Source organism: Cryobacterium zhongshanensis (assembly GCF_022760445.1).
In the GTDB taxonomy this organism is placed as follows: domain Bacteria; phylum Actinomycetota; class Actinomycetes; order Actinomycetales; family Microbacteriaceae; genus Cryobacterium; species Cryobacterium algoricola.
This window is the reverse complement of the sequence record NZ_JALGAR010000005.1, coordinates 97,912-116,363: the sequence shown is the minus strand read 5'-3', so window position 1 is coordinate 116,363 and position 18,452 is coordinate 97,912. Positions and strand designations below refer to the sequence as shown.

17 protein-coding genes and 1 tRNA gene are annotated in these 18,452 nt (G+C 67.7%); 13 read left to right on the top strand and 5 right to left on the bottom strand.

Going from position 1 to position 18,452, the window contains the following annotated elements; translation table 11 throughout:
- The first annotated feature begins 56 nt into the window (after positions 1–56).
- The 9 genes from MQH31_RS16585 (at position 57) to MQH31_RS16545 (ending at position 10,808) form a co-directional block, all read left to right on the top strand.
- Entirely contained in the window at positions 57–2,618 is a 2,562-nt protein-coding gene (locus MQH31_RS16585; RefSeq protein ID WP_243012938.1) for a hypothetical protein, read from the top strand.
- Positions 2,619–2,730: 112 nt separating this feature from the next.
- Positions 2,731–3,822: a hypothetical protein gene (locus MQH31_RS16580; RefSeq protein ID WP_243012937.1), complete on the top strand. Its 1,092-nt coding sequence runs from the start codon at positions 2,731–2,733 to the stop codon at positions 3,820–3,822.
- Positions 3,823–3,855: 33 nt separating this feature from the next.
- Positions 3,856–4,944, top strand: a complete 1,089-nt coding sequence (locus MQH31_RS16575) for a hypothetical protein (protein ID WP_243012936.1) — start codon at positions 3,856–3,858, stop codon at positions 4,942–4,944.
- A gap of 130 nt (positions 4,945–5,074) precedes the next feature.
- The gene (locus tag MQH31_RS16570; protein WP_243012935.1) at positions 5,075–6,217 is read left to right on the top strand and encodes a WxL protein peptidoglycan domain-containing protein; all 1,143 of its coding nucleotides are present in this window, start codon (positions 5,075–5,077) and stop codon (positions 6,215–6,217) included.
- An 80-nt stretch (positions 6,218–6,297) separates the two neighbouring features.
- Positions 6,298–7,206 (top strand): hypothetical protein, encoded by a 909-nt coding sequence (locus MQH31_RS16565; protein WP_243012934.1) that lies wholly within the window; start codon positions 6,298–6,300, stop codon positions 7,204–7,206.
- Between the two features lie 126 nt (positions 7,207–7,332).
- Complete coding sequence (locus MQH31_RS16560; RefSeq protein WP_243012933.1) at positions 7,333–8,079, top strand: hypothetical protein; 747 nt, start codon at positions 7,333–7,335, stop codon at positions 8,077–8,079.
- 110 nt (positions 8,080–8,189) lie between these two features.
- Entirely contained in the window at positions 8,190–9,230 is a 1,041-nt protein-coding gene (locus MQH31_RS16555; RefSeq protein ID WP_243012932.1) for a sortase, read from the top strand.
- Positions 9,231–9,519: 289 nt separating this feature from the next.
- The gene (locus MQH31_RS16550; protein ID WP_198415978.1) at positions 9,520–10,311 is read left to right on the top strand and encodes a phosphate ABC transporter ATP-binding protein; all 792 of its coding nucleotides are present in this window, start codon (positions 9,520–9,522) and stop codon (positions 10,309–10,311) included.
- 86 nt (positions 10,312–10,397) lie between these two features.
- Complete coding sequence (locus tag MQH31_RS16545) at positions 10,398–10,808, top strand: arsenate reductase ArsC (RefSeq protein WP_243012931.1); 411 nt, start codon at positions 10,398–10,400, stop codon at positions 10,806–10,808.
- On the opposite strand, the gene MQH31_RS16540 is transcribed toward MQH31_RS16545, so the two are convergent.
- The 4 genes from MQH31_RS16540 to arsD form a co-directional block, all read right to left on the bottom strand.
- A complete protein-coding gene (locus MQH31_RS16540) occupies positions 10,805–11,311 on the bottom strand; it encodes a GNAT family N-acetyltransferase (RefSeq protein WP_243012930.1) in 507 nt (168 codons plus the stop codon). The genes MQH31_RS16545 and MQH31_RS16540 overlap by 4 nt on opposite strands.
- 43 nt (positions 11,312–11,354) lie before the next feature.
- The gene (arsB, locus tag MQH31_RS16535; RefSeq protein ID WP_243012929.1) at positions 11,355–12,476 is read right to left on the bottom strand and encodes an ACR3 family arsenite efflux transporter; all 1,122 of its coding nucleotides are present in this window, start codon (positions 12,474–12,476) and stop codon (positions 11,355–11,357) included.
- Between the two features lie 84 nt (positions 12,477–12,560).
- Positions 12,561–14,336 (bottom strand): arsenical pump-driving ATPase, encoded by a 1,776-nt coding sequence (gene arsA, locus MQH31_RS16530; protein WP_243012928.1) that lies wholly within the window; start codon positions 14,334–14,336, stop codon positions 12,561–12,563.
- Positions 14,337–14,346: 10 nt separating this feature from the next.
- The gene (arsD, locus tag MQH31_RS16525) at positions 14,347–14,754 is read right to left on the bottom strand and encodes an arsenite efflux transporter metallochaperone ArsD (RefSeq protein ID WP_243012927.1); all 408 of its coding nucleotides are present in this window, start codon (positions 14,752–14,754) and stop codon (positions 14,347–14,349) included.
- Positions 14,755–14,849: 95 nt separating this feature from the next.
- Here arsD and MQH31_RS16520 point away from each other — a divergent pair, with 95 nt between their 5' ends.
- The 3 genes from MQH31_RS16520 to MQH31_RS16510 all read left to right on the top strand — a co-directional run bounded on the left by MQH31_RS16520 (position 14,850) and on the right by MQH31_RS16510 (position 17,668).
- Positions 14,850–15,200 carry an ArsR/SmtB family transcription factor gene (locus MQH31_RS16520; RefSeq protein WP_243012926.1) on the top strand — a complete coding sequence of 117 codons (351 nt, stop codon included), beginning with the start codon at positions 14,850–14,852 and terminating at the stop codon, positions 15,198–15,200.
- Positions 15,201–15,234: 34 nt separating this feature from the next.
- Positions 15,235–15,993 (top strand): arsenite methyltransferase, encoded by a 759-nt coding sequence (arsM, locus tag MQH31_RS16515; protein ID WP_243012925.1) that lies wholly within the window; start codon positions 15,235–15,237, stop codon positions 15,991–15,993.
- Between the two features lie 145 nt (positions 15,994–16,138).
- Complete coding sequence (locus MQH31_RS16510) at positions 16,139–17,668, top strand: CYTH and CHAD domain-containing protein (RefSeq protein ID WP_243012924.1); 1,530 nt, start codon at positions 16,139–16,141, stop codon at positions 17,666–17,668.
- Positions 17,669–17,694: 26 nt separating this feature from the next.
- Here the strand turns inward: MQH31_RS16510 and MQH31_RS16505 are convergent, their stop codons facing one another.
- Entirely contained in the window at positions 17,695–18,186 is a 492-nt protein-coding gene (locus tag MQH31_RS16505) for a MarR family winged helix-turn-helix transcriptional regulator (protein ID WP_134535826.1), read from the bottom strand.
- 124 nt (positions 18,187–18,310) lie between these two features.
- Between MQH31_RS16505 and MQH31_RS16500 the strand changes: the two genes are divergently transcribed.
- Positions 18,311–18,382 (top strand) — tRNA-Gln (locus tag MQH31_RS16500).
- Positions 18,383–18,452: the final 70 nt, after the last annotated feature.

Below are 18,452 nucleotides of genomic sequence, written 5' to 3'. Positions count from 1 at the left end.
CCCGCATGGGCGCTAGCGGTATCGTCGTGGGCCTCATTGTGGGAATCGGGGTGTCAATGCTTGCCTCGATCGCCCCTTCCGCGGCCTCCGCCGACGCATCGAGCGCTGTGACCGTCGCGGCCAAGGGGTACGACCTCGATATTGCTTCGGCGCCGTTTCCGGATCTGAAGGTCACCGTTTCGCAGACCACTGACCTGGTCTCGCAGGGCCTGGTTGTGAGTTGGACTGGTGCGGGCAAGAATTCGGTCAGGCCCGACAATGGTTCCGGTGGTCAGGATTTCCTGCAAATCGCTCAGTGTTGGGGAGAAGATCCGGACAACCTCGGTCATCCCGATCGCACAACCTGCCAATACGGCGGGTTCCCGGGCAAGCCGGCATCAACCCGGGACGTGGCCGTCACCGATGAATTCGTCAACGCGAGAGACGCCCAGTACACGTCTCCGTCGAACGGATTCACGATTCCGGCTGTGACGGCAATCCCATACCGAGCTCCCAACGGCCGTTCGGTCGCTTCGGTCTTCAAGAACGCGCAAGGGGTGCTCACTCACTACGTACTCGATCCTTTGACCGGCAAGGTGCAATCGGCCAGCGGCACCGCGGTGAAGGACGGAGTGGTCCTGCCCGATAAGATTTCGAGCGTCGATCTGGCCACGAACGAGTTCTACACCCAATACACGACTAACGAAGTTCCCTGGGTGGGGTCGAGCAATACGGGCACCGGCTCGGTCAAGTTCGAGGCGCAAACGGTTATGCAGTCGCCTGGACTTGGCTGTGGCGCGCCCGTAACCGCAACTGACGGCTCCGTCATGGGTCAGTCCTGTTGGCTCGTGGTGATCCCTCGCGGTACTCAGGATGTGGGCGAGTCGTACATCACCAAGTCCGGCCTGCTCTGGGACGCCTGGAAGCACAGCGTTGCGATCAAACTCGACTTCAAACCGATCGGCGTGCGTTGCTCGATCGGTTCTACCGAGAAACAGCTGTCCGGCAGTGAGCTCGTCGCCGCGGCGATTGCATCATGGCAGCCCAACCTCTGCTCCGGTCCGACGGGATCATCTTTTGTTCTCAGCACCGGCAATGAAGCGGACGCACTGAACACAGCGAGCGAAAAGACTCCGAGCCCACTTGCGCTGACATCGCGGCCGCTGCAGACATCCAAAGTAGACCCGGTACAGTACGCCCCGGTGGCCCTTTCCGGTCTGGCGGTTTCGTTCTCAATAGACCGGCGAGTGAAGCCGGTGGGTGATGTGCCGCAGAAGTACAAGGACAGGGACACCGAGGCCTTCACCTCGCTGAATCTCACGCCTCGACTCATCGCAAAGTTGCTCACCAACTCGTACCTGGATTCGCTGCCGACGAGAGCACCTGCAACGTCCGCGTCGCTCACATACTTCGGCTACGTCGATTCTTCGAATCCGGGCCACAACGCTCGGAACATCACCGTCGATCCGGATTTTCTGGCCGTCAATGACGAGGAATGGAAATACCAGGATCTGACCGGACCGTCCCTGGGTGACCTGCTTCTTCCTTCCGGGCGTTCCGATGAAGCGCTGCAGCTCTGGCGATATGTGCTTTCCGACCCAGAGGCCGTTGACTTCCTCAACGGCGTACCCGACCCGTGGAAGATGGTCGTCAATCCCTGGTACACCTCAGACGCATCCATCAATAAATCAGGGACCGCGATGACCGTTCCTCGTGTCGACTTTCCGAAGTCCGACCCGATCGAGCGCGCGGCCACGAAAGATGGGCAGACTCCCGTCAATCTCGTCGCATGGCGTCCATACACTGCGGACTTCGAGAACGGTGCCTATCTCACGTTGCGTGGCGATGGCCAAGAACTGGGGGACTGGAACCCGAACTCTTCTCCCGCAAAATGGGGCAAGAGCGTGCGCAACCTCGTGGGCACTCAACGAGTCATCGGACTTACGACGACGGCCGCCGCGGCCCGGTACCAGACCGTCACGGCCGCATTGCGCAACGCATCAGGATCGTTCGTCACTGCGAACTCCACATCGCTGCTTGCGGCAGCGGCCGCTATGACTCCTTCGGCCGGAAACGCCCGCGTGCTGGAATACGACCCCACGAGCGCGAGCGCAAAGGCGGCCGCGTCCGCCTACCCGATGACCATGCCCGTATATGCGGCACTGAACCCGGTGCAGACCGACGCGGGCCTACGGGCGATCTACGCCAACATGATCCGATACGCCGTCACAAAGGGACAGATACCCGGCACTGCGGTCGGACAGCTTCCCGACGGGTATGCCTCGCTTCCGCAGAGCTGGGTCGATCAGGCCGTTGTCGCGGCGAACGCGATCGAAAAGGGAATCAGCCCGATCGTGGTCGCTCCGACGGCTCCGGCTGCGACGGCGAGCGTCGCCGCGCCGTATGTGAAGGCCCCGGCGGTGGCAAGCCCGGCAGTGACCGCCCCGGTCGCGGCGGCCGCAGTGTCCGCCACCGACCCGACCGCCACCGGTGCTTCTGCCGGACCCCTCGTCGGCAAGCCGACTCCCGCCGATCCCGTCATCGGCCCCATTCCGGCAGCCATCCCTGCCGGACTCCTCTCCGGGCTGCTCGCAGCCGGCGGGGTCCCCCTGATTTCGCGCATCCGGAGACGCTCCTGATGCGCGCACAGCTTGACGTCTCGACCTCGGGTTTCGGCCCTGGACCGGACATCAGGACAGACGTTCCCGCCCGGGTTCGTCTCATGCAGTACACCCGAAAGGCATCATCACAGTGATTTCGAAGAAGGCAATTGCGCTCTGCGCGACCGTCGGCGTCGCCCTCACCGGTTTCGCCATCGCGACCCCGGCCAACGCCGAGCCCGTCTCCAACAGCTACGTCGCCGTCGGATCGGACACCCTGGAGGACGTCGTCAGCACGCTCGCCAACGGTTCCGCGCTCTCCGGTTCACCGCTTCGTTCGACCGCGGCCGGTGGAACAACCATCGGCTCGTTCGACGCGACCGGTACGGCCTACATCACAACCAAGCCGAATGGCGTCCGTTTCGGCCGCCCCAACGGTTCCGGCGACGGCCGCACGGCCCTCCTCCGCTCCATCGACGGCGCCGCATACACCTCCGGCACCGTCGGCGCCCCCGCCGCCGTGGTCATCACCGGTCAGGTCGACATCGCGCGCTCCTCGGGCTCCGGCACCGTCGACACCGCCGGAAGCCTGATCCAGGTTCCGTTCGGCCGCGACGCCATCGCCTACGCCTACGACAGCGGCTCAACGGCCACCGGCATCGACACGATCTCCACCGCGACGATGACGAGCCTCTACACCTGCAGCGTCACCACCCTCGGCGGCGTCACCGTCACCCCCGTCATCCCGCAGGCCGGTTCTGGAACCCGCAAGGACTTCATGTCCAAGATCGGTGTCACCGACGCGACGCTCGGCTCCTGCGTCACCGTCGGCCAGGAGCACGATGCTTCTGCTCTCGGCATCAACACCGTGATGCCCATGTCGGTCTCCCGCTGGGTCGCCATGAACACCGGCGCGAGCTTCCCGAAGCTCAAGGCCACCACGGTTCTCGGCTCGCTCGTCGCCGGCACCACCCCCGTCACCGGCACCGGTACCGCGATGCTCCCGAACCAGACCTACTACAACGACTCCCTCTGGGGTCGCGACACCTACCTCGTCGTGCAGTACGCGCGCGTCGACCCGACCAACGCCTCCTACGACGCCAAGCTCGCCGCGCTCCTCGACCCGACCAAGGCGACCAGCCTCACGAACTCGCAGACCACGCCCACCAAGACCGGTGCGCTGAAGAAGAAGTTCGGCATCCTCGCTCCGTCCACCACCACCGCTGTCCGCATCTCCAAGTAGCTCCACCTACTTCCAGAAAAGGTATAGAAACTCATGAAGCTCAACAACAAGATCCGCCTCGCCGCCGTCGGCGTCGTCACCCTCGGCCTCGTTGCCGGTGCCTCGATGGTCGCCTCGGCCACCACCCAGACCAACGGCTCGGACGCCGCACTCTACGTCTACGACACCAATGGCGACGTCGTCACCAACGCTGCGCAGACCTGGCAGTGGGACGACGACATCTCCGCGTCGTCCTCGGTGACCGACTTCGGAGCGCCGTTCACCTGCCCGGTGCTCTCGACCGGCGTCTACGTGTTCCTCGCGGCCCCCGGCACCGAGCGCACCGCCTCTACCTGGAAGGCCTCGTCCGTTTCCGCCTTCCAGCCCGGCACCAAGGAACTGTCCTACGCCGGCCTCAAGCCCGACACCTTCACCGATGGCGCCAACGCCCTCGCCAAGGCTGCCGGTGGCAACTACAGCCTCGGAATCGCGTGCACGACCGACAACGGCGTGAACGTCAATGGGGCGTTCTTCCGTTCCATCTCCGTGACCCCCGTTACCGGTGTCTACACGATTGCGGCTCCCGCCGACGCCGTTGTGACCCCGCCGCCGACGACCGCGCCCCCGGTCGTCGCCGGCCCGCAGAACGGTACCGTCGCACTCGCGCCGGCCACCACCCTCGCGGCCAATGGCGTGCTCGCCCTTACCGTTCCGACCAACGCGGCCGCGACGTTCTCCGCTCCCTCGCTCGTGGGCAACAAGTCGACCTCGGTCGGCTCCCTCGGTGCCATCACGGTCAACGACCAGCGTGTCGTCACTCGCGAAGGCTGGGACCTGAACGCCAACGTTGCCGACTTCACCACGGTCACCCCGGCGACGGCGACAGGTAACAACATCATCAGCAAGACGCAGCTCGGCCTCGCACCGTCGGTGACGGCCGCCGGCAGCACCGCCGTCGGCGCCACCGCCGCGGCAGCCCAGGTCGCCGGCTCGGCAACCTACCCGGCCGCCTTCGCGTCCGCCGCAGCAAACCAGACGGTCGGCGACAGCGTTCTCAACGCCGGCCTGACCTTCGTCGCACCGCAGGAGAAGGTCGTCGGCACCTACACGTCGACCATGACCCTCACGGTCGTCTCGAAGTAGTAAGAGCAGGAACCGAGTAGTCGGGGAGAGACGGCGTTCGCGCCGTCTCTCCCTTGACTCGGATTTCCCGCCGGTACAGCGTCACCAGCACGACAACTCCAGACCTTCGATTTCAGATTCGCCCGCAGAAATGAGCACGTCGATCGTGATACCTCGCCACCTCGCATCCCATCCCTTCGCGAACCGCGGCCTAGCGGTGATCGCGACAAGCATTCTGCTCGCGCTCGGAATGACGCTCGCTCTCGGCGTCGCGGGCGCTCGTGCAGACGACGGTTCCGACGGCATCGGAGGCGCCCCCTCGACGAACGGTGGCGTCGACCAGGACCGGTCACGGTTCACGTATCAGGTCGATCCGGGTCAGACCGTCAACGACGAGTACCTCGTCCAGAACACCGGAACGACGACTCAAGCGGTGACCGTGTACGCCACAGACGCCTATAACACAGACGACGGCACGTTCGCGCTCCTCGAGGGCGCCGCCGCCCCCTCGGACGTTGGCAGCTGGGTCACCTTCGCCAACGGCACCGATCGGATCTCCGTCACTCTCGATCCAGGCGCTCAGCAGGTTCTCCCCTTCACGGTGACGACTCCGGCAGACGCCAAGCCAGGCGACCACGCCGGCGGCATCGTTGTCTCCGCGCTCTCTCCCGCCGGACAGGTATCCGTGGACCGTCGGGTCGCCATTCGCTTGTACCTGCGGGTCAAGGGGCTGCTTCAGCCGGCTTTGTCGATCAGCAGCATCGAGTCGACGTACGAAGGCAGCATTAATCCGTTCGCCGGGGACACCACGATCCGGGTGAGCCTGACGAACACTGGCAACGTCTCGCTGGGCGCCAACACTGTCTCCCAGGTCAAGGGTGTCTTCGGCATCCCGCTATCCGGCCTGACCGACGAGGTGATCCCGGAGCTGCTTCCGGGCAGCTCACGCACCGTCACGCTTACCGTCTCCGGAGTCGGCGCCTGGGTGTATCTCAACCCGCACGTGTCTCTCGTCGGCACCATCGATGCGGATGCGATCAACCCCGGTCCGCTGCCGACCGCCGAACGCGACACCAGCTTTTTCGTCGTGCCGTGGGGCTTCCTGATCCTGCTGCTGGTCGCAGCACTCACGTGGCTTATCGTGCGACTCAGCCGTAAACGGGACTCGACTCGCGCCGCAGCCTGGGTCGAATACACCGAGGCGGAGGCGCGCCGCAAGGCACGCGAGGAGGCGCTCGTCGGTGCCGCCGCCGGTACGCCCACGGAAAACTCAGGCAACACCTCGACGAGCTAGCCGACACCACCCGCACGACTGCTCTGCAGTTTCACCCAGGCACCGCAGCTCCACCGCATCAGGATCCATCGGGGAAACACATGTTCCAACTGCCCATCCGTTCGACTCTCATCACCGGCACCCTGGTCGCGCTGCTGGCACTGGGCGGGACGGTTTCCGTCTCGTCGAGTGCCCAGGCCGATGACGGTGAGGCGGTCGCGCTCACGGTGAGTGTGGCCGCCAAGCTTCCCGTCGGACCTGTCCAGATCCACTGTCTCCTGCCGGTCGGGTCCCGCGTCGACGCGGCGCCGGTCGTGGTCACCATTCACGGGCTGAAGCCGTTCTCGCACGTTGAGGTCTGGGTGCACTCGACGCCGGTTCTGCTGATCAGCGGAACGGCCGACTCCGCAGGCGATTTCTCGGGGAGCGGTACCCTGCCCGCCGGTCTGGAGGCGGGCGGCCACACCATCGAGGTGATCGGCACCTCGGCCGCGGAGGACCCGTTCAGCCAGGTGGCGGCATCCTTCGCCGTGACCGAGGCGGGCACGATCGGGTCGGCCACGACGAGCGACACGAACGGCGTGCTCGGCCTCGTCGTGCCGGCGGCTGCTGCAGCGGTCTTCAACGCGCCGACGCTCGTGGCGAACCGCTCCACGACGACCGGTGTGCTCGGTATCGTCGCGGTCAGCGACGGACGCACCATCTCCCAGGAAGGCTGGACGTTATCGGCCGACGTCGCCGACTTCGTGAACGCCGGAGATGGCAGTGTCATCGGCAAGGCCCAGCTCGGGCTCGCGCCGCAGCTGGTCAGCACGGAGGCGACGGGCGTGAGCCTGTTCGCGGCCCAGAACGCCGGAGCCGCGACCTACCCGATGAACCTCGCAGCGGGTGCTCCCGCGCAGACCGTAGGCGCGACCGTGCTGAACGCGGGCCTCACCTTCGTCGCGCCACCCGAGAAGTCGGTCGGCACCTATCGGTCCACCCTGTCCCTGACTCTTGTGTCCCAGTAGCGGCACCGTCCAGTCACGGGCCTGCGGCGTGGGGCGTGGCCCCTGAACGGGTGAGGCTCACTTTCCCGACTCGTTTGCCTCTCGTTTGCCCGCCCGTCAGCTCGCCGAAACCTCGAATGGACTAACTTGACTGTGCTCACATCCGCTCACGCGCGCCTGATTCTGGTCGTGGCCCTCATCGCGTTCGCGCCGGTGGCGGGCCTGGCCGGACTCGCCATGAGCGCGCAGGCGGCGACGGACGACCCGAAAGGCGTCGGTATCACCGTGAGCGTCGTCGGGCCGTCGAGCCGGGCCACTGTGGCGCCGTCCGTGACGAGCCCCGTGAAGTCCGTGACCGTGCCTGCGGTCACCCAGACGACGATCACCGACTCCGCCGCCGCGGCCTCCGCGCTCGGCGAAAACCCGACCACGATCGCCGGCATCTTTTACGTGAGCGGCCTCACCACCCACATCGAGTCCGAGGCCGGGCCGGGAGGCGGCACCGTGGAGCTCGATTTCACGATGCGCAACATCACGGACGCCCCGATCACCTCGAGCCTGCGCTTCTGGCTCGACAACGCGGTCGGCCTCCCCGTCGCCATCGTCGACAAAGTCAGTATCGACAGCCTCGCCCCCAATGAGACCCGCACGGTCTCGGCCACCATCCCGGACGTCGGCCAGTGGGCCTGGTTCACGGGGCACGTCACCATGACGCCACCCGCGGACATCGGCGGCACGGCGCTCTCACCCGTCACACGGGACTCGTTCACCCTCATCCCGCCCTACTTCGCCCTGATCGTGCTCGCGGTCGCCGGCATTCTGTCCCTGATCCTGCGCCACGTGCTCCTCCAGCCGCGGACCGCTCCTGAACCCGTGGAAGAGGTGGCGTCATGACGACAGCCCGGCTGCCCCGACGTCCGAAACCTCCGACCGCACCCAAGACGCCGAAGATGCCGCGAGGCTGGGTTCCGCCCGTTCCGAATGGCGTCTCTGCAATGCAGGCTGTGCACCCTCTCGCGGAGAAGACCGCCGGCCCCCGGGACTGGTCGCCAACCGACGAGGACTCGGCCATCGCCGGCGGTGGCGGACTGCCCGGCACGCCGCCCGAGCGCGGCCGCCAGGGCAAGCCGCCCAAGCCCCCGAAGATCCCGAAGCCGCCGCGGCGCAGCCCGGTGCCCCCGCGGCCACCGGTCGTGCTCACCCAACGCGATCAGGTCATCCGTTCGACCCTCGCCATTCTCGCCATCCTCATCTTCGGGTTCCTCGCGAACCTGACCGTGCTCGGCCAGCTGCAGCACATCGTGTCCCAGCAGCAGCTCACGAACACGTTCCGGTACGAGCTCGCCCAGGGCACCGCCCCGGTCAGCGAGGGCACCGTCGACAAGGTGCTGCTCACCGCGGGAACGCCCGTGGCCGTTCTGGACATCCCCTCCATCGACGTGCACGAGATCGTCGTCGAAGGCACCGACTCGGGCACCCTGCGCGCCGGCCCCGGCCACCGTCGCGACACACCGCTGCCCGGCCAGTCCGGCATCAGCGTGCTCATGGGCCGCGCCGCCGCCTACGGGGGACCCTTCGCCCGGCTGCAGGAACTGCGGCCCGGCCAGGAGCTCACCGTGATCACCGGCCAGGGCGAACAGAAGTTCTCCGTGCTCGGCCTGCGCTATGCCGGCGACCCGGCTCCCGCCGCGCTCACCGCGGGCAAGAGCCGGTTGATCCTCGAGAGCGCCCGCGGCCCGGCCTACGTGCCGAGCGGCGTCGTGCGCGTGGATGCCGAGCTCGTCTCCGAGACGAAGCCCGCCGGTAAGCGGCAGACCACCTTCGCGACCCTGCCCCTGCAGGACAAGGAACTCGCCACCGACACCACAACGGTGTGGGCCCTCGTCTTCGCCCTGCAGTTCCTGCTGGTGATCGAACTCGCCGCCGTCTGGGCGTTCCGCCGGGTCGGCCTCCGCAAAACCTGGATCGTGTTCCTTCCGGTCGTCACCGTCGGGGGGCTCTACGTGGCCGACCAGCTGGTGCGCCTCCTCCCGAACCTGCTGTAGTCCCGAACCTGCTTCAGTCCCGAAACTGCTGTAGAACAACGAAACGAGTGTCATGACCGACGATGTGCAGAATGACGAGCTCACCCAAGTGCTGCCGCCGGTGAAGGTCGCGGGGCGGCGCGACCGGAAGGCGCGCGCGGAGGCCCGGCCCGAGGCCCGGCCCGAGGCCCGGCCCGAGGCCGCGGCCGAAACGCGGGCCAAGCCGCCCCGGCTCGGCGGGTTCGGCGCGCCCTGGCTGAAACGGCCGTCTGCGGCGGATGCCGGCGTGTACGCGAGCTACAGCCCGCCCGTGCGCGAACTCGCTCCCCTCGCAACCCTCGAGGGTCGCAACGTCTCGGCGTGGTTCGGCGAACGCCAGGTGCTCGACCGGGTCAACCTCACCATGCCCGCCGGCATCATCACCTCCCTGATCGGCCCGTCCGGCTGCGGCAAGTCCACGTTCCTGCGCATCCTGAACCGGATGCACGAGCTTGTGCCGTCCGCGAGTCTCGCCGGCGAGGTCCTGCTCGACGGCGAGGACATCTACGACCCGGAACGCAAACTCGTCGACGCCCGCAAGAGCATCGGTATGGTGTTCCAGAAGCCGAACCCGTTCCCCGCCATGTCTATCTACGACAACGTCATTGCCGGGCTCACCCTCACCGGCAAGCGCGCCTCCAACGACGAGAAGGACTTCCTCGTCGAGAGCTGCCTGACCAAGGCGGGGCTCTGGAAGGAGGTACGCGACCGGCTGCGGGCGCCGGGCTCAGGACTCTCCGGTGGACAGCAGCAGCGCCTGTGCATCGCCCGGTCGCTCGCGGTGACCCCGCGCATCCTCTTGATGGACGAGCCGTGCTCCGCCCTCGACCCGACCTCGACCCGGGTGATCGAGGAGACCATGCTCGAGCTCGCCCACGAGGTCACGATCGTGATCGTCACGCACAACATGCAGCAGGCCCAGCGGGTCTCGCAGAACTGCGCGTTCTTCCTCGCCGCGCAGGGCACCCCCGGCGGCATCGTGGAGCACGGTCCGACGGATGCCATGTTCGGCAACCCGATCGACAGCCGCACCGCCGACTACGTCAACGGACGCTTCGGCTAACCCCTGCCGGGTGAAGAAACGAACGGGGATTCCTAAAGCATAGACAAACGTCTATACTTTGAGGACATCGAGAGTCAGGAATCCCCGTGTCTGAGAAGCCCACCGTTCTGTTCGTCTGCATCCACAACGCCGGTCGCTCGCAGATGGCCGCCGGCTATATGCGCGCCCTGTCCCATGGAGCCGTCGAGGTGCGTTCCGGCGGTTCTGAGCCGGGCGACCAGATCAACCCGATGGCGATCCAGGCGATGAGCGAAGAGGGCATCGACATCTCCCAGGCCGTGCCCCAGCTCATGACCACCGACCAGGTGCAGGCCTCCGACGTCGTCATCACCATGGGCTGCGGCGACGTCTGCCCGATCTTCCCCGGCAAGCGCTACGAGGACTGGGAGCTCGTCGACCCCAAGGGCAAGAGCATCGACGAGGTGCGCCCGATCCGCGACGACATCAAGGCGCGCATCCAGGTCCTCCTTGCCGAGCTCCTGCCCGCGAGCGTCTAGCTGACGACGTGACTGCGACGCTCGACGAGTAGTACGTCGCGCCAGCGACCCGCCAGGGGGCCGTAGGTCATCAGTGCGAGCCTTTGTCGTTTGCCGACGACGCGAAACCCGTGCGCTGCATGCAGCGCAAGGCTTCCGGTGTTCTCCGGAAATATACCGGACTGCAGAGTCCAGATACCGGCTCTTTCGGTGGAGTCGATGAGGGCGGTGAGGAGGGCGTGGCCGACGCCTCGCCCGCGTGCCTCCGCTGCCACATAGATCGAGTGTTCGGCGACTCCGCGATACGCGTCCCGGGTCGAAGTGGGCGAGGCTGCAGTCCAACCGACGATCGCAGTGCCGTCTACCGCCACATGGCGTTGGGCCGGCAGCTTTCCGGCGTTGAAGTCGCGCCAGCCCGGAGGCTCGACTTCGAATGTGGCGTGTCCGGTTGCGATGCCGCCCCGGTAGATGGCGTCTACGTCCGACCAGTCACCTTCGGTGAGGTCTCGGATGACCAGGTTCATCCGCAGGGGAATTCGCTCGGAGCATGCGAAGGTGAAACCACTGTCATGAGTCCAGTCTGCCTGTTGCCCCGGCCGGGAACAGGCGGGGCCTGAGCCAGAGCGCAACGTAGACGAGGGCGACGAGGGCCGGCACCTCGATCAACGGGCCGACGATCCCCGCGAGGGCCTGGCCGCTGCCTGCGCCGAAGGTGCCGATGGCCACGGCGATCGCGAGCTCGAAGTTGTTGCCCGCCGCGGTGAAGGCGAGGGTCGCGGTGCGCTCGTAGGGAAGGCCGATGAGCCTGCCGAGCAGGAACCCGGTCAGGAAGGTGACGAGGAAGTACACCAGGAGCGGCAGGGCGATCCGGGCCACGTCCAGGGGATGGTCGATGACCTGCCGGCCCTGGAGCGCGAAGAGGAGCACGATCGTGAAGAGCAACCCGTAGAGCGCGAACGGGCCGACGCGCGGGAGGAACCGGCTTTCGTACCAGTCCCGGCCGCGGGTGGCCTCGCCCACCCGGCGGGACAGGTAGCCGGCCAGGAGCGGGATACCGAGGAACACGAGCACGCTCGCGGTGATCGCCCAGATCGAGAACTCTGCGCTCGTGGTGGACAGGCCGAGCCAGGCCGGGAGGATCTGCAGGTAGAACCAGCCGAGCGCCGCGAAGGCGAACACCTGGAAGACGGAGTTGACGGCGACGAGGAAGGCCGCGGCCTCGCGGTCTCCGCAGGCGAGTTCGTTCCAGATCAGCACCATGGCGATGCAGCGGGCGAGGCCGACGATGATCAGCCCGGTGCGGTATTCGGGCAGGTCGGGCAGGAAGATCCAGGCGAGCGTGAACATCAGTGCGGGTCCGACGAGCCAGTTCATCACGAGTGAGGAGATCAGCAGACGCTTGTCGCCGGCGACGGCGCGGGCATCCGAATACCGCACCTTCGCGAGCACCGGGTACATCATCACCAGGAGGCCGATGGCGATCGGCACGCTGACGGAACCGATCGTGAACGCGCCGAGCAGTGCGCCGATGCCAGGGGCGACGACCGCGAGCAGCAGCCCGAGACCCATGGCCGCGAGAATCCAGACCGGGAGGAGCCGGTCGGTGAACCCGAGGCGGGTCGGAGCGATGACCGGAGCGGTGGCCGGGGCGGCAACGGATGCTGCGGGCGGGGTTTCAGGGAATGGCATGGGGCTCCGCAGCATCAGAGGAAATAAATAGATGAACGTCGATATGACGCGGTCCCACTCTATCGATGAATGTCGATTCCCGGGTCACCGGGCCGGTTGCGGGCTGAGCGCGGTCAGTGCCGCCAGCTTCTCCTGTCCGATGGGTTCCTCCGGCAGGAGGGGGACGACGGCGATCCGGTTCGCCAGCAGTCGCACCCGGTCGATCTGCTCGACCTCCCGCGCGGCCCGGGCACGGAGGAAGGGCGAGGTCGGGCGGGCTGCGGCGAGGGAGGCGTTGACGACCCAGGCCCACGGGCGGATGCCGGCCCGCTCGAGGTCGTCCTGCAGCCCTTCGGCCTCGAGCACCGGGGTCGTCTCGGCGAGCGTGACCAGAATGACCTTGGTCAGCGCCGGGTCCTGCAGGCGCATCAGCGGTGTCGTGAACGGAAGCGAGTCGCCGATCTGCCGCGCCATTTCGCGGTGATAGGAACCGGTCGCATCCAGCAGGAGCAGCGTGTGCCCGGTCGGGGCGGTGTCGACGACGACGAATCTGCGGCGCGACTCATGGACGACCCGGGAGAACTGCTGGAAGACGGCGACTTCCTCGGTGCAAGGGGAGAGGAGGTCCTCGGCGAGTGCCGCACGGCCCTCCGCGTCCAGGGCCGTGCCCTTGGTCGCCATCACGTGGTCGCGGTAGGTCTGCACGGCCTCGACCGGATCGATGCGGGACACCTCGAGACCGGGCACGCTGCCGTGCAGGGTTTCGGTGAGGTGAGCGGCGGGGTCCGTCGTGGTGAGGTGGACGGCGTGGCCGCGCCCGGCGAGTGCGACCGCGATGGACGCGGCGATCGTGGTCTTGCCGACCCCGCCCTTCCCCATGCAGAGCACGAGGCCGTGGTCGTCCCGTTCGATTGCGTCCACGAGGGCCGCGAGCGGGGCGTCGGGGATGTCCCCGGTGTCCACGGTCTGGCCGATCGTGTCGGATTCGTCCGTCTCGGTGCTCGCCGCGAAGAGCGTCTGCAGTGCCGGGATGCCGACCATGTTGGCGGCCTTGAGTTCGAGCACGTCCAGCGGGAGGTGGGCGAGAGCGGCGGGGAGGGCGGCCAGCGCGGCTCGCTCCCGGGCGCGGACGGCGCGGGTGAGGTCCTCGGTGCCGGCGACCGCGGGCAGCACGCCGTTCACGACGACGAAGCCGCCGCCGATGCCGATCTGGTTCAGTTCGAGGTAGGTGCGTTCGATTTCTCCGAGAGAGGATGCCTGCGCCCGGGCGACGAGGATCAGGCGTGTGCGCGCCGGATCGGTCAGCGTCGCGACGGCAGCGGCGTACATCGAGCGGTGCTTGTCGAGCCCCGAGAGCGGGCCGAGGCAGGACGGGTCGCCCTTGCCGGCCTCGAGGAAGTCGGTCCAGGATCCCGGCAACTGCAGCAGCCGGATCGTGTGCCCGGTCGGCGCCGTGTCGAAGACGATGTGGTCGTACTGCCCGAAGACGGCCTCGTCGGCGAGGAGGCTCGTGAACTCGTCGAAGGAGGCGATCTCGGTCGTGCAGGAACCGGACAGGCCCTCGATGATTCCGGACAGTTCGTCGTCGGGCAGCAGGCCGCGCACGGGTGCGACGATGCGCTCCCGGTATGCCGCGGCGGCCTGTTCCGGGTCGATCTCGAGGGCGGACAGCCCGGGCACACGGACAAGGGGAGTGACCGTGTTCCCGATCGTCACGCCGAACACCTGGCCGACGTTCGAGGCGGGGTCGGTGCTGACCAGCAGCACCGTCTTGCCCTGACCGGCGAGGTCCAGGGCGGTGGCGCAAGCGACCGAGGTCTTTCCGACCCCGCCCTTGCCGGTGAAGAACAGGAAGCGGGGCGGGTTCTCGAGGAATTTCATCGGAGGCGGCTTAGCAGCAGCCGGAGCCGCCGCCGCAGCATCCGCCCGATTTCTCGGTCTGGCCCCGTTCGGTCAGCCCCAGCTGGGTGCGGGCGGGCACGACCGGCGCCGGGTCGCCGAGGCCGGCGAAGCGGAGCAGCTCGTCGCGGCTCGGGTAGGTTCCGGTCGCGACGGTGACCCCGTCGACGACGGTGAGGGGGAGTCCCTTCGAGCCGACGGTGTGCATGAAGCCGCGGACCGTCTCGTCGGCGATGAACACGGTCGGGTCGGTGGCCAGGTTGTGGCGCTCGATGTCGGCGCCGAGATCCTTGAGGCGACGCACGTCCGCCGTGATGGTCACGAGCGACGCGTCCGACTCGGGTCCGCAGACCCCGGACTCGCAGCACAGGGCCGGCTCGTAAATTCGAATGGCAGCCATCTCGGATTCTCCTCGTTCGCTATATCGACATTCATCGATACCTCCAGTATGGCCCGCTATATCGACAAGTGTCAATACGCGGCTATGCTGGGCCCATGTCGATCACCTCCCTGCTCCCCGTCGCCGACGTCGGCGCCTGCTGCGCGCCGCTGACGCGGGAGACGCTCGCCGCAGCGGATGCCGTCAGCCTCGCGCGATCGCTCAAGGCCCTCGCCGACCCCACCCGGCTGCGCCTGATCTCGATCGTGGCCGCATCCGAGGGGCAGGAAGCCTGCGCCTGCGACCTGACCGCACCGGTCGGGCTGAGCCAGCCCACCGTGTCCCATCACCTCAAAGTCCTGACCGATGCGGGATTCCTCACGCGTACCCAGCGCGGAAACTGGGCCCATTTTGCGCTCGTGCCCGGCGCGCTCGACTCGGTCGCCCGACTGCTGACGAGCGCATGACCACCCCACGATCGTCCGAAGGAAGGAAGCGCTCATGACCGAGAAGTCCGACATCACCGAACTCGTCCGCGAGCGGTATGCCGCCGCTGCGCTCCAGCTCACCGACGTGTCCGCCGCATCCGCCTCGTGCTGCGTGCCCACCGACCTCGGCAACGGCGACGTCTTCGGATCGGTCCTGTACACCGGCGGCGAAGGGGCCGAAGTCCCCGAGGAAGCGCTCCTGGCGAGCCTCGGCTGCGGCAACCCCACGGCCGTCGCCGACCTGCGCGCCGGCGAGACCGTGCTCGACCTCGGGTCGGGAGGCGGCATCGACGTGCTGCTCTCCGCACGCCGGGTCGGCCCCACCGGGTTCGCATACGGCCTCGACATGACCGACGAGATGCTGGCCCTCGCCCGGTCCAACGCCGCCAAGGCCGGCGCTGAGAACGTGGAATTCATCAAGGGCCGGATCGAAGAGATCCCGCTGCCCGACGCGGCCATCGACGTCATCATCTCCAACTGCGTGATCAACCTGTCCGCGGACAAGACCGCCGTCATCACCGAGATGTACCGCGTCCTGAAGCCCGGCGGGCGCCTCGGGATCTCCGACGTGGTCGCGGAGAACCACCTCAGCGAACAGGACCGCATCGAGCGCGGCAGCTACGCCGGCTGCATCGCCGGCGCACTCTCCCACCAGGAATACCTCGACGCGCTCGCCGCCGCGGGGTTCAGCGACCTCAGCGTCGAGTACACCCACGAGGTCGCCCCCGGCATGCACGGAGCCATCGTCACGGCCGTCAAGCCCTCCGACTGACGCCGTCGGCGCGAACGCCCGATGACCGGAGTGCGGCACTCCGAGGCGCCCAGCCGGCGCGTCCCCGTGGTCGGACGGCATTTTCGGCCCATGACGGGGGTTTAGGCCACCCGGGGTGCCGAAGGCCTGGCGTACACTGTCGTGCATGAATGCCGTGGATTTCGCAGAGATCGAGCGCAAGTACGACGTCGACGCGGCATCCGTTCTACCGCCCCTGCAGGACCTGCCCGGTGTGACCTGGGTGGATGCCCCGATCGAGCAATCGCTCGACGCCGTCTACTACGACACGGCAGACCTCACCCTTGCCGCACACCGGATCACGCTCCGGCGACGCACCGGCGGTGACGATGCGGGGTGGCACCTCAAGCTTCCCTCCGGGGTCGAGGGGCGCGGCCCGGACGAGCGCCGTGAGGTGCACGAGCCGCTCGGGAGCGACCCCGAGCTCGTGCCCGCCGGGCTCCAGCAGCGCGTGCGCGTGCTCGTGCGCGACCAGGTGCTCGTGCCCGTCGTGCGGCTCCGCAACCAGCGGATCGTGCACGTGCTGCGCGGCGAGACCGGTGCCGTGCTCGCCGAGGTCTGCGACGACAGCGTCCGGGCGGACCGCCTCGCACCCGGCCCGCTCAGCCAGGACTGGCGGGAATGGGAGATAGAACTCGTCGAGGGCACGCCCGCGCTCCTCGATGCCGTCGCGGACGCGTTCGCCGCCGGGGGAGTCAGCCGTGCGGGCTACCCTTCCAAGCTCGGCCGCGCCCTCGGCGACCGTCTCCCGGCCAACGCCCCGGCCGCTCCGCCCGCCCCGACGAGGTCGAGCACGACGGGCGCGCTGCTGCTCGCCTACCTCGACACTCAGATGCGCGCGCTCGTGCGCCAGGACCCGCTCGTGCGCCGCGACGACGCCGAAGCCGTGCACCAGATGCGGGTCGCGACCCGGCGGATGCGTTCGGTACTGGCCAGCTATCGCGACCTGCTTCCCGGCGGGCTCGCGACCGCCCTCGGCGATGAGCTCCAGTGGATCGCCCGGGTGCTCGGGGCCACCCGCGACAACGAGATCCTGCACCACAACCTGGCCAGGTTGCTGTCGTCGGAACCGGCCAAGCTCGTCGTTGGACAGGTGGGAAAGCGCCTGGACGCGTACTTCACGGCCGATCTCACCGCCGCGCAGGTGTACGCGGACGTCGCCCTGGACAGTCCGCGGTACTTCCGGCTCCTCGATGCCCTCGACGCCCTCATCGCAGACCCGCCGTTCACCGCGCTCGCCAAGAAGCCGGCCCGCTCCGTAGCGCCGTCGATCATCTCGCGCGACGCCGACCGGCTGCGCAAGGCCGTCCGCGGCGCACGCAAGGTGCCGCAGGGCCCCGACCACGATGCCGCCCTGCACGAGGTGCGCAAGATCGCCAAGCGCCTCCGGTACTCGACGGAGTCGGCGCTGCCCCTGAGCCCGAAACGGGCGGCGCGGCTGGTGGCTTCCGCCCGGCTCGTCCAGGACATCCTCGGAGAGCACCACGACAGCGTCGTCGCCAAGGGGGTCCTGCTCAAACTCGGAATGCAGGCCTACATCGAGAACGAGAACTCGTTCACCTATGGTCGCCTGCATGCGACAGAGCAGTTCCGCGGCGCCCACCTCGAGAGCCGGTTCCGCTCGGCGTGGAAGAGCTTCCCGAAGTCCGCCCTGTAGGCGGCCCGGCCAGGCGAGGGGTCGGCTCAGTCGAAGTCGAGGCTGAGCTTGCGGAGCAGGGAGGCGAGGCGTTCGCGTTCTCCCGCCGTGAGGGTGGAGAGCAGTTCGGCCTCCGCGTCCACGAGGCGCGTGATCGCGGCGTCGACCCGGATCAGCCCGTCGGGGTTCATCACGACGAAGATGCCGCGGCCGTCGTTGGGGTCGGTACGCCGGGTGACGAGGCCGCGTTCGACGAGCCGGTCGATCCGGTTGGTCATGGTCCCGCTCGAGACGAGGGTCTGCTGCAGCAGGGCTTTCGGGCTGAGCTCGTAGGGTGCGCCCTCGCGGCGAAGCGCCGACAGAACGTCGAACTCCCACGACTCCAGCTCGGAGCGGGAGAACGCGGTGCGCCTGGCCCGGTCGAGGTGCTTGGCGAGGCGACCGACCCGGCTGAGTACCTGCAACGGGGCGAAATCGAGGTCCGGCCGCTCGCGCAGCCAGGCATCCACGATGCGGTCTACTTCGTCATTGCCGGGCATCGTCCTATTATCCGGCTAGCCGGGGCATCCGCTCACCGGTACAGGTCGTCGACGCGCCCGGCTGTGCGCCGCGCCCGATACTTCTGGCAGACTTATCAGCGTTGGTCGGCCCCGGTCGACGAATTCCGCCGTGGTGTAATGGCAGCACGACAGCCTTTGGAGCTGTTAGGTCCAGGTTCGAGTCCTGGCGGCGGAGCAGTAGATCATTTCCAGTGCTGCATTCCAGTGGCGCCCGCATCCGGTCCCCCCGGCCGGCAACACAGAAG

What these genes read in the sequence shown, in the direction of transcription:
- MQH31_RS16585 (WP_243012938.1), top strand. Translation starts at nt 57, where the DNA reads ATGCTTGCCTCGATCGCCCCTTCCGCGGCCTCCGCCGACGCATCGAGC.
- MQH31_RS16575 (WP_243012936.1), top strand. Translation starts at nt 3,856, where the DNA reads ATGAAGCTCAACAACAAGATCCGCCTCGCCGCCGTCGGCGTCGTCACC.
- MQH31_RS16570 (WP_243012935.1), top strand. Translation starts at nt 5,075, where the DNA reads ATGAGCACGTCGATCGTGATACCTCGCCACCTCGCATCCCATCCCTTC.
- MQH31_RS16565 (WP_243012934.1), top strand. Translation starts at nt 6,298, where the DNA reads ATGTTCCAACTGCCCATCCGTTCGACTCTCATCACCGGCACCCTGGTC.
- MQH31_RS16540 (WP_243012930.1), bottom strand. Translation starts at nt 11,311, where the DNA reads ATGAACCTGGTCATCCGAGACCTCACCGAAGGTGACTGGTCGGACGTA.
- arsB (WP_243012929.1), bottom strand. Translation starts at nt 12,476, where the DNA reads ATGCCATTCCCTGAAACCCCGCCCGCAGCATCCGTTGCCGCCCCGGCC.
- arsA (WP_243012928.1), bottom strand. Translation starts at nt 14,336, where the DNA reads ATGAAATTCCTCGAGAACCCGCCCCGCTTCCTGTTCTTCACCGGCAAG.
- arsD (WP_243012927.1), bottom strand. Translation starts at nt 14,754, where the DNA reads ATGGCTGCCATTCGAATTTACGAGCCGGCCCTGTGCTGCGAGTCCGGG.
- MQH31_RS16520 (WP_243012926.1), top strand. Translation starts at nt 14,850, where the DNA reads ATGTCGATCACCTCCCTGCTCCCCGTCGCCGACGTCGGCGCCTGCTGC.
- arsM (WP_243012925.1), top strand. Translation starts at nt 15,235, where the DNA reads ATGACCGAGAAGTCCGACATCACCGAACTCGTCCGCGAGCGGTATGCC.
- MQH31_RS16510 (WP_243012924.1), top strand. Translation starts at nt 16,139, where the DNA reads ATGAATGCCGTGGATTTCGCAGAGATCGAGCGCAAGTACGACGTCGAC.
- MQH31_RS16505 (WP_134535826.1), bottom strand. Translation starts at nt 18,186, where the DNA reads ATGCCCGGCAATGACGAAGTAGACCGCATCGTGGATGCCTGGCTGCGC.